The organism is Microcoleus sp. (genome assembly GCF_041354475.1).
Lineage (GTDB): Bacteria > Cyanobacteriota > Cyanobacteriia > Cyanobacteriales > Microcoleaceae > Microcoleus.
The window spans coordinates 49,036-65,260 of record NZ_JBGJZU010000007.1 but is presented as its reverse complement, the minus strand read 5'-3'; the positions used below and the strand labels follow the sequence as shown (position 1 = coordinate 65,260).

Sequence of the window (16,225 nt, the reverse complement as noted above, 5' to 3'; positions counted from 1 at the left end):
TAAACTCTGCTTTACCTATGACTATCAAGCGTCGCGAATTCCTACTTTTCTTAGGTGCAAGTGCTGGTAGTATCGCACTCAATTCTTGCCAGCAAAAAGCCTTCACCCCCTTCGTAGATTCGGTGAATGCGACAAATACATCTGCTAATACTCAAGGAGGCATAAACTTTAAACCCCTTAAAGGGCCAATGCCTTTGTCAGGTAGCAGCACCGTAGCACAAACCGGACAATTAATCGAAATTAGTACGTCGTCATCACAACAGCAAATCCAAGCTTACAGTACCTACGAGGTCCCAGACGACCTGCTACTCCCCGAAGATTTTATTTACGATATTATCGCTGCTTGGGGAGACAAAGTAGGCGATTCTCGCTTCGGCTATAACAATGACTATCTCTCCTTTGTTGAAACCAGCAAAGATGAAGGATTTTTGACTGTTAATTTTGAATACATTAGTGCCAAGCCTTGGATTCAAACCTATCAAAAAGTCATTGGTAAATCCCTCCCTTTTGCTGAGATAGAAACTGCACTCAAACCTGCGGGAAAAGATGGAATTAATGCTTTTTCTTTAGCTGACAAAGAGCCAACTAAAAAGATGGTTAAGGAGGTGAGTACAGAAGCTTTAGTTGATTTAGGGATAGGAGTCATATCCATTCGCCGCAATCCAGCGGGCCAATGGGAGCGGACTAATTCTAAAGCCGATCGCCGAATTACTGGTATTTCTGGTTTAACAGACGGACGCTACCTGAAAGCAACAGGCCCGGCTGTAGCTGTGTTCAACAAAAAAGGTCAAGGCTATCAGGACAAATTGGGTGACAAAATTATCGGCACTTTTGCTAACTGTGCGGGCGGTACGACACCCTGGGGAACAGTTTTTAGTGCTGAAGAAAATATCCAAAATTTAGTACCGGAACCTGTATTTGCCGATGGTACATCTTTTGACCCAGGTCAGAAAAAATTCTACATTGATGCCGAAGAAATGGGCGGTTTGGGTAATGTCTTCGGGTTGGCGGGGAACAAATACGGCTGGATGGTGGAATTAGACCCGGCTAATCCGAAGGATTATGGAACTAAGCATACTTGGTTGGGAAGATACCGCCACGAAGCCCTGGGAATTCGAGTTGTAACGGGCAAATCTTTAGCATTTTACTCTGGGTGCGATCGCCGCAGCGGTCATCTCTACAAGTTCGTCAGCAAAAATGCGGTCAAAAACCCCAAAGACAAAGCTAATTCCCAACTATTGACAGAGGGAATGCTTTATGCTGCTAAGTTTAATGCTGACGGTACGGGTAGCTGGATTGCACTCAAGGCTGACACTCCTGTTAATCCAGATTTGCCTAGCATTCATGCAGGGGGAATCATTAATTTACCGAAGCGACCACAAGGCGGTTTTTTTAAAGTTGAAAAAGATGCCGATGTCGTTGCTTTTAAACAGAAGTTTAAGACTTTAGGCGACCTTTATCAAGGCAATGCTCTGGAAAAACAAGGTGCAATTTTAATTGACGCTCATTATGCCGCAAGTGCGGCTGGTGCTACTTGCACTGCTCGCCCTGAAGATACGGAAATTGCTCCTGATGGTTCTCTTTATATTACCTTTACTTCCGGTTCGGGAAGCGATACTGACGGTGGTCCAGATTTGCGAATTTTTCAAGGTAAAGATGGTAAAGCTTACGAATACGGCTGGATTATGCGTTTGATGGAAGATGGTAACGAACCATCTGCAATGAGTTTCCAGTGGAAAATGTTTGCGACTGGTGGTGAACCTGCTGAGGGCGGGTTGGGTTTTGCTAATCCAGATAATTTGATGATTGACAAGAGTGGTAATATCTGGATGGTGAATGATATGTCTTCTGATAAACTTAATTCTGCTGTTCCTGCGGGTCGAGTTGGTAAGGATGGAAAGCCGATTAGTCAATCTAATTTGCGCGGTTTGTACGGCAATAATGCGATTTGGTTTTTGCCTGCTTCTGGCCCGAATGCGGGGGAGGCTTTCTTGTTTGGAATTGGGCCAATGGAGTGCGAAACTACGGGGCCGTTTTTTACTGAAGATGAAAAGACTTTATTTCTTTCTATTCAGCATCCGGGAGAGATGAATGGAAGTCGCCTAGATCTGGCTTTTGAGAGCCGTGAGTTGGCGATGAAAACTACTGATGGTCAGGAGTTTATGCAAACTCGTAAAGTGCCTATTGGTTCTAATTGGCCTGGGAATAAACCTAATGATCCGCCTAAACCTGCGGTGGTGGCGATTCGTCGCGTGGATTTGCGATCGGTCACCTAAGATTACGCTTCAGGCTCAGGAGTGTCAAATATTTCCAAAAATGATGCTGGGGTAGGCATCCAGTCTGCCCTTTACAGGCTTTGGTGAATCAGTCTATTAGTAAAATGTGGCACAATACCATCACCTTTTTTTGGCTTTGTCAGGTGCTGCGAACTAAAAAAGAAGTGCAACAGAGCAAAAATGAAACTGACGCATCAGAGACAAGAGAGTTGAAGGGTTAACCAATCTATTTGCTCAAAAGATTGTGACTTTTGGCGAATTTTTTTTCTGAGATAGCAGGTTTTTATCGCAAAAATTAGCCAATTGGCTTAGGGAATTTAAGACATATTGCTAATGCCTTCTAGCGACTAAATAAGTTATGTTCCGTTTACAGTCTGTAACATATTCCACAGATAGACGGGGAATAAAGCGGGTGAATCTCAGTTTGGCAAATATATTGGTAGGGGCGAAGCATGACCGCTGTAAATCTCTGGCGTGAGCTAATAAATTTTCTGCGGTCATGCGAGAGCCTATGCAAAATCGGGATGCTCTCAATAAAGCTCGCCATAGCTGGGATTTTAAATATCGCCCAATCTAGAATCTGTTTGCTGGTATAATTAGTTCTGAACTTGTTCGGGTGCAGCTCATCGAAATGATATAATACCTCATCGCCAACAAGTCTTTCTAAGCATGATTACACGATCGAGCGTCAAAGTTGCAGACCCAACTCAATCTGCGGGCAAATTAGCGATTATAAAAAATGCTCGCTCCCTCCCCTTGCGAACAGTCCTGGTAGTTCCCTTTGTCTTGCAAATCTTCGCTGCGGTGGGAGTTGTAGGCTATCTGTCGTTTCGCAACGGACAACAAGCGGTTAATGAAGTTGCTTCTCAGTTGCGACAAGAAATTAGCGATCGCATCTCGGAGCGCGTTCAAGCATACATGACCTTTCCCCATCAACTCAATCAATTTAAAGCTAATGCTTTTGAATTGGGGGACCTGAATTTGCAAGATACTGCCAGAATCCAGCGTCACTTTTGGAAGCAACTGCAAACTTTTGAAACAGTAAGCGTTACATATGTTGCTACTCCAGCGGGAGATTTTATTGGGGTGAGGCGTAAAAATGAGGGTGATTTTTTACTGCAAGAAAGAAGCGAACTGACAGAAGGCAACATGAATTATTATGCTGTCAATAAGGAAGGTGAACGTACTGATTTAGTTAAAGTTAAACCGAAATATGACCCGCGAGTCCGTCCCTGGTACACCGCAGCAACGGAAGCAAAAAAGGCAACTTGGAGTAAAATTTACGCGGATTTTACTAGCAAAGGATTGGGTATTACAGCAACCCAGCCATTATACGACGCATCGGGAGAGTTGCAGGCAGTCTTAGGAACAGACTTACTTTTTTCGCGAGTGAATGAGTTTCTTGCTAAGTTAAAAATTGGCAAATCAGGACAGACATTTATTGTCGAGCGTTCCGGGGCTTTAATCACTACATCGACTACGGCTCCCGTATATTTAATTAAGGGTGAAGAAACGGAAAGAATTCCGGCGGTCAATAGCGAAAATGTTGTAATTAGTCTGACCACTAAATACTTGCAAGATCACTTTGGAGATCTAAATAATATTCAGCAGAGCCAACAGCTTAACTTTCAAATTAAAGGCTATCAACAATTTCTGCAAGTTACTCCTTTAAAGGACGGCAATGGTTTGGATTGGTTGATTGTGGTAATTATTCCAGAATCTGACTTCTTGGAACAAATTAATGCCAACACTAGGACGACTATTTTGCTGTGCATTGCCGCTTTTACAGTAGCCATAATTATCGGCATACTCACGGCAAGATGGGTGACTAAGCCAATTTTATATTTGAATGAAACCGCCAAAAATATTACTAAAGGTCAGTGGGGAAAAATTGTAGAAATTAACCGTAATGATGAGGTAGGTGAACTGGCTCATTCCTTTAAGAGTATGGCGGAACAACTGCAACTCTCCTTCGCGGAAATGCAAGCTTTGAATGAAGAATTATCTGAGAGTAAAAGCCAACTTAACCAAATTTTAGAAGCCGTTCCAGTGGGGATATTTGTAGCTGAATCTAGCGGTCAACCTTACTACATTAATTCTCGCGCCAAATCATTGCTGGGAAAAGGTATAGTTGCGGATCTTAATCCTGATGAAATTAGAGAGGAATATCAAATTTATCTGGCTGGTAGTAATGAAATTTACCCTCCAGAGAAAGATCCAATAATTTGTGCTTTTAATGGCTCAAGTGTCAATGTTGATGACTTAGAAATTCACAAAGGCGATCGGGTGATTCCCCTTGAAGCTTGGGGAACGCCAATTTATGATGAAAAAGGAAAAGTCAGTTATGCGATCGCAGCTTTCGCCGATATCACCCAACGCAAAGAAAGTGAGAACTTGGTAGCGGAATATAACCACACCCTCGAAATTCAAGTCGCCCAAAGAACTCAAGAACTTTCGGAAGCTTTGAACTATCTGCAAGCGACTCAAAACGAACTAATTCAATCGGAAAAAATGGCTGCGTTAGGACAATTAGTAGCCGGAGTAGCCCACGAACTAAACACTCCTTTGGGTGCGATTCGATCGAGTGCTGGAAATATGACTAAATTTTTGGGACAAACTCTTTCTAACTTACCCTCGCTGTTTCAGTCACTTTCCACCGCCGAAGCTGAAATGTTCTTCCTTTTGCTCAACAAATCTCTGCAAAAAGATATGAGTTTAACAGCCAAAGAAGAAAGGAAGTTAAAGCGGTCTTTAATTAGCGAACTGGAAGACCAAGATATTGATGATGCTGATGATATCGCTGATACCTTGGTCGATATGGGAATTTACGAAGCCGAGGAATTTTTGAGTTTGCTACAAAATAGCGATCGGCATAGCATCTTGGAAATGGCTTACAAACTCTCAGAAATTCAGCGGGGAACTCAAACAATAAATACCGCAACAGATAGAGCATCAAAAGTCGTATTTGCACTGAAAAATTATGCCCGTTACGACTCGTCGGAAGCCATGATTCAATCGGATATAGTCGATGGCATAGAAACGGTACTAACCCTGTATCAAAATAACATCAAACACGGCGTAGAAGTATTACGAAATTTCCAAAAAATAGAACCAATCCTCTGCTACGCAGACCAACTCAATCAGGTGTGGACAAATCTGATTCATAATGCCCTGCAAGCAATGAATAATAAAGGGACATTGACGATCGATATCCTTCAGGATGGTAATTATGTCAAAGTTGCAGTCACCGATAGTGGCCAGGGAATTCCGGCCGAAGTTATCCCCAGAATATTCGAGCCATTTTTTACTACTAAGCCCCCCGGAGAAGGTAGTGGTCTGGGGCTGGATATTGTCAAAAAAATTATTGAAAAACATCATGGTAAAATAGAGGTGGAATCGGTTCCCGGTAAAACCACTTTTACGGTTTTCCTATCGGCGAATCTTGCCTAAAATTTCCTGAAAACTGGCTGACTATCGAGTAACTATAAAAAACTCCCAGCTTTGGCTAGCTTCGGTTGTTTTTCTATTCAAAATCCATCGTAATTATAGTTGATTCAAAGCCGGAAAAATTCCTAGTATGATACCAAATACTGTGGGGATAATGACATTTTGAATTACTAAAACCCTTGATTTGATTGCATATTCCATCTTCCATATTCCTTCTGGTATAATCCTAATCAACAGGCCAAAAATGTCTAAGCCAATCATCCTGTGCGTTGACGACGAAAAAGTGGTATTGAAAAGTCTCAAAACCCAATTAAAATCAGCATTTGGCAGTAACTATTCCTATGAAATGGCCGAGAGTCCTGCGGATGCTTTAGATTTAATCGATGAATTCAACGATGACGAAACAATGATTATTTTAATTGTTTCTGATTGGTTGATGCCAGGAATGAAGGGAGACGAGTTTTTAGTTCGAGTTCATCAAAAATTTCCCAATATTGTTAAAATCATGCTGACTGGTCAAGCGGATGAAGATGCAGTCCAGAGGGCGTTCGATCAAGCAAACCTCCATCGCTGTTTGCACAAACCTTGGTCAGAAGAAGAGTTGATCGAAACCATTAAAACGGCTTTATCACTATGACCAAACAAGTTATTATTTGTGTGGATGATGAAAAAACAGTTTTGAAAAGTCTCAAAACTGAATTAAAAGATGCTTTAGGTAATACTTATCGAATTGAAATTGCCGAAGGAGGTGAAGATGCCCTAGAATTAATTGCTGAATTGATGGAGGACGAGTATGAAATTCCCTTAATTATCTCCGACTACGTGATGCCAGACATGAAAGGAGATGAACTGTTGAGGCGAGTCCACCAATTATCTCCTAAAACTCTCAAGGTGATGCTAACAGGTCAGGCGACTATTGAGGCGGTAGGAAATGCTATCAAAAATGCTAAACTTTATCGTTATATAGGCAAACCTTGGCAAACTGAAGATTTGAAATTGACGGTAACAGAAGCGGTCCACAGTTACAGTCAAGATAAAAAACTAGCTGCACAAAATGCGGAACTTAGGAAAATAAATCAGGAGTTGGAATTTGCCCTAGAACAGCAATCAAAATTAACGGAAGCTGCTAAACGCTTTGTACCTAATGAATTTGTCTCGCTGCTAAGCCGTGACACGTTGAGCGATGTTAAACTGGGGGACAGCGTAGAAAAAGAAATGTCCATATTATTTTCTGATATTAGGGATTTTACTGCTCTGTCGGAGGGAATGACACCCCAAGAAAATTTTAAATTTATTAATGCTTATTTAAGTCGCATGGAACCGGGAATTATTGAAAATCACGGTTTTATTGATAAATATATTGGGGATGCAATTATGGCTTTATTTGGTCACAGTGCCCTTGATGCAGTCCAAGCCGGAATTTCTATGTTGTACAGTCTAGATGATTATAATCTATATCGGGTTAATGCTGGTTATGTGCCGATTAAAATTGGGATTGGTATCAATACAGGTTCATTGATGTTAGGAACCGTTGGGGCAACTAATCGGATGGATAGTACGGTGATTGGGGATGCGGTGAATTTAGCGGCGCGGGTGGAAAGCCTGACAAAAAGCTATGGAGTATCAATGTTAATTACTCAAAATACTTTTTCCAAGTTAACCAATTTTCCACGGGATTGTATCCGCAATATCGGTCATGTTCGAGTCAAAGGAAAATCTAATTTGGTGACAATTTATGAAGTATTTGAAGCGGATAAACCTGAAGTAAAGGAAGGCAAGGCAAGGACTTTATCTATATTTCGAGAAGCTTTATATAACTACAGTGCGAGTAAACATAAAGAAGCTGCACAACTTTTTGGTGAGTGTGTGGAACAAAATCCGCTGGATCAGGTTGCACAAAATTATCTGGAACGTTGTCAGGAAATGCAGGCAATATTACCCCAAAATCGAGGGGAGTTTATTTAAATGCTAACTACTTGTAAATATTAAAGCATAAAATAAAGGATATACATTTTAATTTTTATCCCAATATCAATGGTCAATAAGTCCAAGTTTGTAGAACTTTTCCGGCTAATTTCTTCCCAAACCAAGGCGTATTGACCGATCGCGACTTCAAACTTTGCCCATCAACAGTCCAACTCTTTTGCGGGTCGAATAAAATCAGCTCAGCAGCGACTCCTGGTGCAGCCGTAGGAGGGGTTTGTCCGAGACAAACGGCGGGGCGGGTACTCAAAAATCGCCACAGTTCTAGAGCCGAAAAATCGCCGGTTTCTACCAAATTTTGCCATAGTAAAGGTAAAGCTAATTCCAAACCGATCGCCCCTGGTGGAGCATCAGCAAAAGCCACGGTTTTCTCCTCATAAGTATAGGGAGTGTGGTCGATCGCGATCGCATCAATCACCCCATCTTGGAGGCCTTGAAGCAGCGCCAACTGGTCAGCCTGATTACCCAAAGGCGGATCTAAACGCAAATTTGGGTCATAAGCAAAAGAAACAGTGGTATTTCCTGAAATTGCCCCCACATTTAACAACAAGTGCATCCAAGTCACACTCGCAGTCACCGGCAAACCCCGCGCCTTCGCATCTCGAATTAGTTCCACACTGCGAGCACAAGAAACCCGCATGATGTGCACGGGAGTCGGCACAGTAGCGACTAATTCCAGGATGGCAGCCAAAGCGGAAGTTTCCGCAGCCACCGGCATTCCCGGTAAACCCAAGCGAAGGGAAACCGCACCATCCCTAGCGACTCCATTTCCTGCCAAAGTGCGATCCATCGGCCACAAAGCCACCGACTTACCCAAAGGCTGTATATATTCCAACAAACGCATTGCCAGAGCTGGATTAGCCAGGGGTAAACCATCGGCAAACCCCACAATCGCGCTGGATGCCAACTCCCCCAACTCAGCCATATGTTGGCCTGCCACACCCGTAGTGAGAGCGCCCCAGAAATATAAGCGGGGAAGGGAAGGGGCAAAATTGCGGATATTTTGCTCTAACAAAGCTAAACCGGCCAAATTGTCAAGAGGTGGAGATGTATCGGGCAAAATCGCCACCCGCGTAAAACCACCAGCAGCAGCAGCCTGCATCAAAGATTGCAGGGTTTCTCGATCCTCAAAACCAGGCTCTCCGCTGTGACTGTAAATATCAGTCAGTCCCGGCCCCAAAATCAGTCCCCGACAATCTCGCACTTCTGTGTCAGCGGGGAATTGGGCAATTTTTGGCTCAACTGCTTTGATATCGCCTTCAGCAATCAGAACATCAGCAAGGCGATCGCCCTCTGAAACTGGATCTAGCACCCGTACATTTTGCAGCAGTTCAGAAGTCATTGGGAATTGGGAATTGGGAATGGGGAATTGGGAATGGGGAATTGGGAATTGGGAATACAGTCAACGGTTAACAGTCAACTGTCAACCGTCAACTGTCAACCGTCAACTGTCAACTGTCAACCGTCAACCGTCAACTGTCAACTAAACTTTTGTCCCACACTCAGGACAAAACTTATTGGTCGAAACATTCTTGGCCCCACAACTGGGACAATAAATTAACTCTGCCGATTCCAAGCTGCTGCGTTCGGGTAAACCAACCATTTGAGCGTTGCTCTTACCGGGAACAACCATCGGATAACAGTTTTCGTCCCTCGTCACCTTCACGTCCACAAGTACCGGACCTTCATGGGCCAGCATTTCGGCGATCGCCCCCTTCAGTTCCCCCGGCTTTGAAACCAGTATCCCCTTAACGCCATAAGCTTGAGCCAACATCACAAAATCCGGCATCCCCACAGTCATGTTCGACGACGAATAGCGCTCCCCATAGAAAGCCTGCTGCCACTGTCGCACCATACCTTGCCAGCCATTATTCACAATTACTAGCTTGACATTAATGCCGTATTGTGCTAAAGTTCCCAACTCTTGAATATTCATTTGGACGCTAGCATCGCCAGCAATGCAAATTACTTGCTCCTGGGGCAGTGCCATTTTCGCACCCATTGCCGCCGGCAGCCCGTAACCCATAGTTCCCAAGCCAGCACTAGAAATCCAGCGACGAGGCCCGTTGTTGAGGAATTGAGCCGACCACATTTGATGTTGACCCACATCGGTGGTGTAGTAAGCATCCGGCGCTTGAGTTCCCAACTCGGAAATCACCTCTTGGGGAGACAAAATTTCTGGGTAATGAGGTACGACTAAGGGGTAATCGCGTTTCCAGCCGTCGATCCTTTCGAGCCATGCCCGTGTTTGTCCCGGATTTCCCGAAACTCCTGTTTCACGACAGCGACGCAGCATATCGATCAAAACTTGGCGGACATCTCCGACAATCGGAACTTCTGGTCCGCGATTTTTACCTACCTCAGCGGGGTCGATGTCGATGTGAATCACCTTGGCGCGGGCGGCAAACTCGTCTAATTTGCCTGTGACGCGATCGTCAAATCGGGCTCCGACAGCAATCAACAAATCGCACTCGGTGACGGCAAAGTTAGCGTAAGCCGTGCCGTGCATCCCCAGCATTTTCACCGACAAAGGATGATTTTCATCAAAAGCACCTTTGCCCATCAGGGTTGTGGTTACTGGGATTTGGAACAGTTCCGCTAGTTCTTTAATTTCATCATGGGCTCCCGCGGCGATCGCGCCGCCACCGACATAGATCAAAGGACGTTGGGATTCGTTGAGCAAATGAATTGCTTGATTAATTTGCCGGGGATTTCCCTTCACTGTCGGCCGATAACCAGGAATCCTGACTGCTCCAGGCTCGACGGGCAGATAGTCAAATTCCTCCAAACCCACATCCTTGGGTACGTCCACCAACACTGGCCCTGGACGCCCCGTACTGGCGATGTGGAAAGCCTCGGCGACTATTTTCGCCATATCTCTGGGGTCGCGTACTACATAGGAATGCTTGACAATGGGCAGTGTAATGCCATAGATATCGGTTTCCTGAAAAGCATCGGTGCCGATCGCCGGCCGAGCCACCTGACCGGTAATAATTACCATCGGGATCGAATCCATGTGAGCCGTCGCAATCCCCGTCACCAAGTTAGTTGCACCCGGCCCGGAAGTGGCGAAACAGACCCCTACTTGTCCGGTAGCGCGGGCATACCCATCAGCGGCATGAGCAGCACCTTGCTCGTGGCGCACCAGAATATGTTGGATGCCGCCCTCGGCTTCAGCGCGGTATAGTTCGTCGTAAATCGGCAGAATTGCGCCGCCGGGATAACCAAAAATATGCTTGACACCGTGTCGTCTCAAGCTGTCAATCAGAGCAAATGCACCAGTTGCACGCTTTACCGCTACTTTAGTTTTTAGTTGCACAGATTTTTTTTCCTCAAAGTAATTATAATTTACGATTAAGGCTTTCATTTTACTTCTTTCTCAATATGGAAGCTTTAAAAGTTGGAGTGTTGATATTTTTCTCAACACTTGAGAATAAGACATCGGCTTGGGGCATAGAAGTTTTAGAATCCGAGAGGGAGACAGGGGAGATTCCGATCGCGGGAGAACCCCAGAGGGCTGAGCTGGAAATACGCTACCGTCATTCGATTTTAGATTTTAGATTTTAGATTTTGGATTAACCCCACGGATAAATTCGGGGGCGTGAGGATTTGAGATTTGAGATTTTGGATTGATTCCACGGATAAATCCGGGGGCCCGTACCACAATAAATTCTTGGTCACACATCTAACCCGCATTCCGTATCCTCAACAGTCACATCGACAGTTATAGCTGCTCAATCTTTCTTCGTAACTCCCTGAGATCGAGATGTCGATTGATGTCCAATTTATTGGCAGCCCAATAAAAAAATCTTTCTAGAGAGATATATTGAGATTCTTGCTTTTGCATTTCTTTTTGAATATCTTTCCCGTGAAACCAGATTACATAATGTTTCTGCGACCAAAATTCTGATCGACTAAATTGCTGGTGATAATTAGCTAGGCTTGCTTCAAATCCATCTAGTGTAACTGTTTCGACAGCTTGTCTAAATTGGTTAATTAGTTCTCTAGCTTCAGTTCGACAATCTAGTAGCGCTAAAGACGAGGGAAGCTGACCGCTACCACCAGTCCAAGTTGTCTTGAGCTGCGTTCTCGTTGGACTTGAGAACAACAGCTCGCCTAAAGCCCAGCGTACAGCTTGGTAGTCTTGCAAGCTCTTTGCAGCATTTTCCATCCATTGTGCAATCCTATCGATACCTGGAGAGTCTTTATGTGCCCATTTTGAAATGGGATTTTCCTGCTTCTCGATATATTTTTCTCGCCAATAATCATGAATCAAGTCAGGATCTAGGAAATAGTTCTCAATGCAAGCTCGATGCGTTAACCAAACGGATTGACTGCCTAATTGAATCAGTCGTACCTCTTCTGAAGGCTTGGCATCGAAGTCTCGATCTCGGAAAACGAGATATTTTTGACTGCCAATTTTTTGACCGGAAAAATAACCCTGTGCAAATGAAGAAAAGTTAAATTTACTGCCACAGGGGACAATTGTAGGCCGCTCTGCTGGTAGTGTTTCTAAAACCCGCCCCAGCAGTTGATTATCCAAACTTGTTTGCTTTCCTTCGCAGAAAATAATTTTGCTACTGACAACACTCACAATTACACCTCTAGCCTGATAATGTGTGCTTCAGGCACTAATTGCTCCACATAATCAGAGTGGGTTGTAATTATAAACTGATTATTATTGCCTAGCTTAGTCAAGGATCTAAGGAATGCCTGTTGCATTGGTGGGTGGAGGTGCAATTCAATTTCATCAATCAAGATGAGTGAATTATGAATGTTCCAATTGGCAAAATCCATGAGGATGGGAAAGACAGCTCGTTCGCCTCCAGACATCTCAGAAATTTCATACTGATTTCTGCCGTCGTAAAGATAAAACCAAGGTTCGCTCAGGATATCATCTATATTCTCGCGCGGGACGGGGCCTAGAAAGCTGCGTTGGGGAAAAACTCCTTTGTAACCTCGTTCAATTTCAGCATACAAGTCTTTTTGTCCCGGTCGCAGTTGCTGAATTCTACCTGTTTCGACATCTTGATGAAACTGCCGCCATTTTGATAGCCGATCGCGCAAAATATCCTCAGTAATTTCTTGTTGCTTTTCGGGATCTTCTGTTGTTAGGCTAGTTGCAGTTCTTTGCTCGGTGTACCAAAGAACGCTGCCAACTCGCTGAAACGCCTGAAAGCCTTCAGAACGAAGCAGTCGTTTAGCGTATTCTCGTCCTTTAAATTGAAATAATTCAGGAGCACTATCCGCTACGACTAGCTCAGATGGCGATCGCCATCTGAGTTTCACACTATGTTTTTGTGCCGGAGGAACTTTTAAATTGTGTCCCATCCCTTGTAATTTTTGGTAAAAGTCTGCAACTGCTTGAAGTTCTTGGGAGGAAAACTGTACCTGTAAAGTGACTTCTGGTGGAAATTTTCCCCAGTTGTTTCCTAGCAATTCATAGTTAAATCCTGCCCATTCTAAGTCAGAAAATTTTTGTAATCGTCCGGTAGCCGTACCTAATGTTGCTGCGATCGCTTGTAAAAGACTTGTTTTGCCAGAGCCGTTCATGCCAATTAGAACAGTCAGATTTCGTGCCAACCCAGTGTCTGGATCGGTGAAATTAAATGGCGGGGGAGTCAGAAATTTCTTGAAATACTTTAGCTCAACAGATTGAACTTTCATTTGGGAAGTCTCTAAACATCGTTGACTGATGACTAATAACTGATGACTGATGACTGTTGACTAAATTCAAACAACATCCTGTAAAACATGGCGGGTATGTCGCCAAGCTACAAGCCCCATGACTGGGACTAAACAGCCCAAACTCAGTAACACAATCCGCAAACCTAGATCATCAGAGCCCACAGCTTTACCGACAGCATCTGTCAGCGGGCCGGTAATCGCTAAAGGCAGACTGAGGGCAATATTAATTGCATTGTTCTCAAATCCAAAGACTTTTCCTCGCATCGATTCTGGAGTTTGCTCTTGAATTAAGGCTTGCATCGGGCCGTTAATCAGGGAAGCGCCGAAACCGAACAAAGCGCTTAAACTAAATCCCAACCACAACTGTCTGGTAAAGGCAAACATTGCCAACACAAAACCCATCATTAAGAAACCAATTAACGGTAAAGGTTTGTTGTACACGCGATCGCCCCAATGTCCCAAAAAGGCCGCGCCAAATACCATACCCACACCCGCAGCAGCGAGCAAAAAGCCAAATTGAGTTTCTTTGAGACCTATTTTACCCGAAAGGGCGATCGCCAGCACCTGAAGCGCAGCAAACACCGAATACAAAATCGTCAACTGTACCATCGCATTGCTAACCAGGCGATTGTGCTTCAAATAGCGCAAACCTTCCTTGAAATCTTGCCAAGGATGGATGTTTTTTACACTGCTGCTAGCATGAGTTTCTTTGATCCGCATGGCATAAATCAAACCGGCCGATATTACATACAACCCGGCCAGCAAAAACTCTCTAGAACCTCCTCCGTAGCTGTGTTTGATCCAAGTAAACAGCGGTTCGCCGATCGTCATACCGACAATGATGCCACCCATCGTGGACGAGGCGAATAGGGCGTTCGCGGACATCAGTCCCTCTCGCCCCACCGCCAGCGGAATGGCTGCTGCTTCTGCGGGAGCAAAAAATTGGGTGACGGTAGAAACCAAAAATGTAATCACCAGCAAGACAACAAAGGCTTTGGGCAAAAACGGCATCGCGGCAATTAATAGGGATCGAATCACGTTGCAGCCCATCAGCATTTGCTTCTTGGGAAAGCGGTCTACGGCGATACCTGCTACTGAACCAAAGACGATCGCAGGCACCGTGTAAGCAATCATCACCGCTGACAGCATGGAATTTTCAAAATTCTGCCCTGGTGTGTAATCACCAGTTTTCAGGAGGATAATCAGCAATACATAAAAAATCTTATCTGCCACTTGGGCCAAAAGTTGGCCAGTCCACAGGGCGAGGAAGGCGCGGTTTCTGAATAGGGCATTGAGGCCATTGCGGTCAGGGGGAGGACTAGCTGGGTGCATAGGAATAGTTTAACTGACCGCCTTTGGTAATTATAGTTTTCAGCAATACGTGCAAATTTGACATAGCAATATGGAGGCTGGGAAAACTCCTGTCTCCTGGGTTATTTTTCTGTTTTAACAGATCGCCGTCGAAAGGCTACGGTCTTTTCACTCTAATGCGATCGGCTCAACCTAACCCAGCCTTGAGTAAAATCAAGGAATTTTGTCAAAGATTGGTCTACATTTCAATGGCGTTGGAACATACGGTAGTATATTTTACAAAATGCTAGACCTTGGCAATGATATCAAAAGGTGTCACCCCAATTAAGTAATATAACGAAGGAAGTAAGTGTCAGGAGTGAAAAACTTGAAAAAAGTTGAAGCTATTATTCGTCCCTTTAAACTTGACGAAGTAAAAATCGCCCTTGTCAATGCCGGCATTGTAGGGATGACTGTTTCTGAAGTTAGAGGTTTTGGTCGCCAGAAGGGTATGACTGAACGCTATCGCGGTTCTGAGTACACGGTTGAGTTTTTGCAAAAACTCAAGGTCGAGGTCGTTGTTGAAAACGATCAGGTTGACATGGTGGTTGATAAAATCATCGCTGCTTCTCGCACTGGCGAGATTGGCGACGGCAAGATTTTTGTCTCTCCTGTAGAGCAAATTATCCGTATTCGCACTGGTGAAAAAAACCTAGAGGCAATCTAGGAAATTCGGGAATGGGGAATGGGGAATCGGGAATCGGAATTTGTAGCCGTCTCTCGCCCTCTCCCTATCTCCCTATCTCCCTATTCTTTTACTTCACAATTGTCTTCATTTGTGGTATCAGAGACTGGAATGCTTTGCCACGGTGAGAGTACAATCGCTTGGTATCAGGTGTCATTTCTGCAAACGTCTGTTGCTGTGCGGGCACGTAGAAAATGGGATCGTATCCGAAACCTCCGGTACCGCGAGGACTTTGCAGAATTTCACCGCGACAAATTCCTTCTACTTGCAGGGCAATTGTACCGTCGGGACGGGCGATCGCGATCGCACCAACAAATTGGGCTTGTCTGTTCTGTTGGCTTCCTAATTCTTTGAGGAGTCGCTCAATCCTGTCAGCATCCGTTTTTCCGTAGCGCGCCGAATAAATTCCGGGTTGGCCATCCAGTGCATCTACCATTAAACCGGAATCATCTGCGATCGACCATTCTCCAGTTGCTTTGGCGATTTCCGCAGCTTTCAAACAAGCATTAGCGATAAATGTATCGCCAGTTTCTTCTACTTCCAACTCTTCCGGTTTCAGTTGTAACTCCCACCCTAAATCCTGAAGATAAGTTTGCATTTCTTTGAGTTTGCCGGGATTGCTGGTAGCGACAACTAGCAATTTACGATTAGTCATTATTTCAATTAAAACTTACGCATTAATATTAACAAAAATCTTGCGCCAATGGTGGCAGCGTCAGTTAATCTTTTTATTAACCGCAGAGGACACAGAGGGCACAGAGAAGAAGCAGGGAGAAACAAGTAAATAAATCTGGTT

General features: G+C 44.4%; 12 protein-coding genes. 6 read left to right on the top strand and 6 right to left on the bottom strand.

Annotated elements, in window-relative coordinates:
• Positions 1–17: 17 nt before the first annotated feature.
• From ACBR23_RS04435 to ACBR23_RS04420, 4 genes are all read left to right on the top strand, one after another.
• Entirely contained in the window at positions 18–2,276 is a 2,259-nt protein-coding gene (locus tag ACBR23_RS04435; protein ID WP_371114472.1) for a PhoX family phosphatase, read from the top strand.
• 669 nt (positions 2,277–2,945) lie between these two features.
• Complete coding sequence (locus tag ACBR23_RS04430; RefSeq protein ID WP_371118989.1) at positions 2,946–5,726, top strand: ATP-binding protein; 2,781 nt, start codon at positions 2,946–2,948, stop codon at positions 5,724–5,726.
• A 241-nt stretch (positions 5,727–5,967) separates the two neighbouring features.
• Positions 5,968–6,360, top strand: coding sequence for a response regulator (locus ACBR23_RS04425; protein WP_341733586.1), 393 nt, complete (start codon positions 5,968–5,970; stop codon positions 6,358–6,360).
• On the top strand, positions 6,357–7,688 hold the full coding sequence (locus ACBR23_RS04420) for an adenylate/guanylate cyclase domain-containing protein (RefSeq protein WP_371114475.1): 1,332 nt from the start codon (positions 6,357–6,359) through the stop codon (positions 7,686–7,688). Before ACBR23_RS04425 ends, ACBR23_RS04420 begins: the two co-directional genes overlap by 4 nt.
• A 73-nt stretch (positions 7,689–7,761) precedes the next feature.
• On the opposite strand, the gene ACBR23_RS04415 is transcribed toward ACBR23_RS04420, so the two are convergent.
• The gene (locus tag ACBR23_RS04415) at positions 7,762–9,048 is read right to left on the bottom strand and encodes a dihydroorotase (protein ID WP_371114476.1); all 1,287 of its coding nucleotides are present in this window, start codon (positions 9,046–9,048) and stop codon (positions 7,762–7,764) included.
• A 19-nt stretch (positions 9,049–9,067) separates the two neighbouring features.
• Between ACBR23_RS04415 and ACBR23_RS04410 the strand changes: the two genes are divergently transcribed.
• On the top strand, positions 9,068–9,193 hold the full coding sequence (locus ACBR23_RS04410) for a hypothetical protein (RefSeq protein WP_371114477.1): 126 nt from the start codon (positions 9,068–9,070) through the stop codon (positions 9,191–9,193).
• Here ACBR23_RS04410 and ilvB read toward each other — a convergent pair.
• The 4 genes from ilvB to ACBR23_RS04390 all read right to left on the bottom strand — a co-directional run bounded on the left by ilvB (position 9,190) and on the right by ACBR23_RS04390 (position 14,726).
• Positions 9,190–11,025 (bottom strand): biosynthetic-type acetolactate synthase large subunit, encoded by a 1,836-nt coding sequence (gene ilvB / locus ACBR23_RS04405; protein WP_371119007.1) that lies wholly within the window; start codon positions 11,023–11,025, stop codon positions 9,190–9,192. The two genes, ACBR23_RS04410 and ilvB, sit on opposite strands and share 4 nt — an antisense overlap.
• A 405-nt stretch (positions 11,026–11,430) precedes the next feature.
• A complete protein-coding gene (locus ACBR23_RS04400) occupies positions 11,431–12,249 on the bottom strand; it encodes a hypothetical protein (RefSeq protein WP_371118988.1) in 819 nt (272 codons plus the stop codon).
• Positions 12,250–12,302: 53 nt separating this feature from the next.
• Entirely contained in the window at positions 12,303–13,373 is a 1,071-nt protein-coding gene (locus tag ACBR23_RS04395) for an AAA family ATPase (protein WP_371114479.1), read from the bottom strand.
• Between the two features lie 66 nt (positions 13,374–13,439).
• Positions 13,440–14,726, bottom strand: a complete 1,287-nt coding sequence (locus ACBR23_RS04390; RefSeq protein ID WP_371118987.1) for an MFS transporter — start codon at positions 14,724–14,726, stop codon at positions 13,440–13,442.
• A gap of 346 nt (positions 14,727–15,072) precedes the next feature.
• Between ACBR23_RS04390 and ACBR23_RS04385 the strand changes: the two genes are divergently transcribed.
• The gene (locus tag ACBR23_RS04385; protein WP_341734688.1) at positions 15,073–15,411 is read left to right on the top strand and encodes a P-II family nitrogen regulator; all 339 of its coding nucleotides are present in this window, start codon (positions 15,073–15,075) and stop codon (positions 15,409–15,411) included.
• An 88-nt stretch (positions 15,412–15,499) separates the two neighbouring features.
• Here ACBR23_RS04385 and rdgB read toward each other — a convergent pair whose 3' ends face one another.
• Positions 15,500–16,084 carry an RdgB/HAM1 family non-canonical purine NTP pyrophosphatase gene (rdgB, locus tag ACBR23_RS04380; RefSeq protein WP_341735682.1) on the bottom strand — a complete coding sequence of 195 codons (585 nt, stop codon included), beginning with the start codon at positions 16,082–16,084 and terminating at the stop codon, positions 15,500–15,502.
• Between the last annotated feature and the right edge of the window lie 141 nt (positions 16,085–16,225).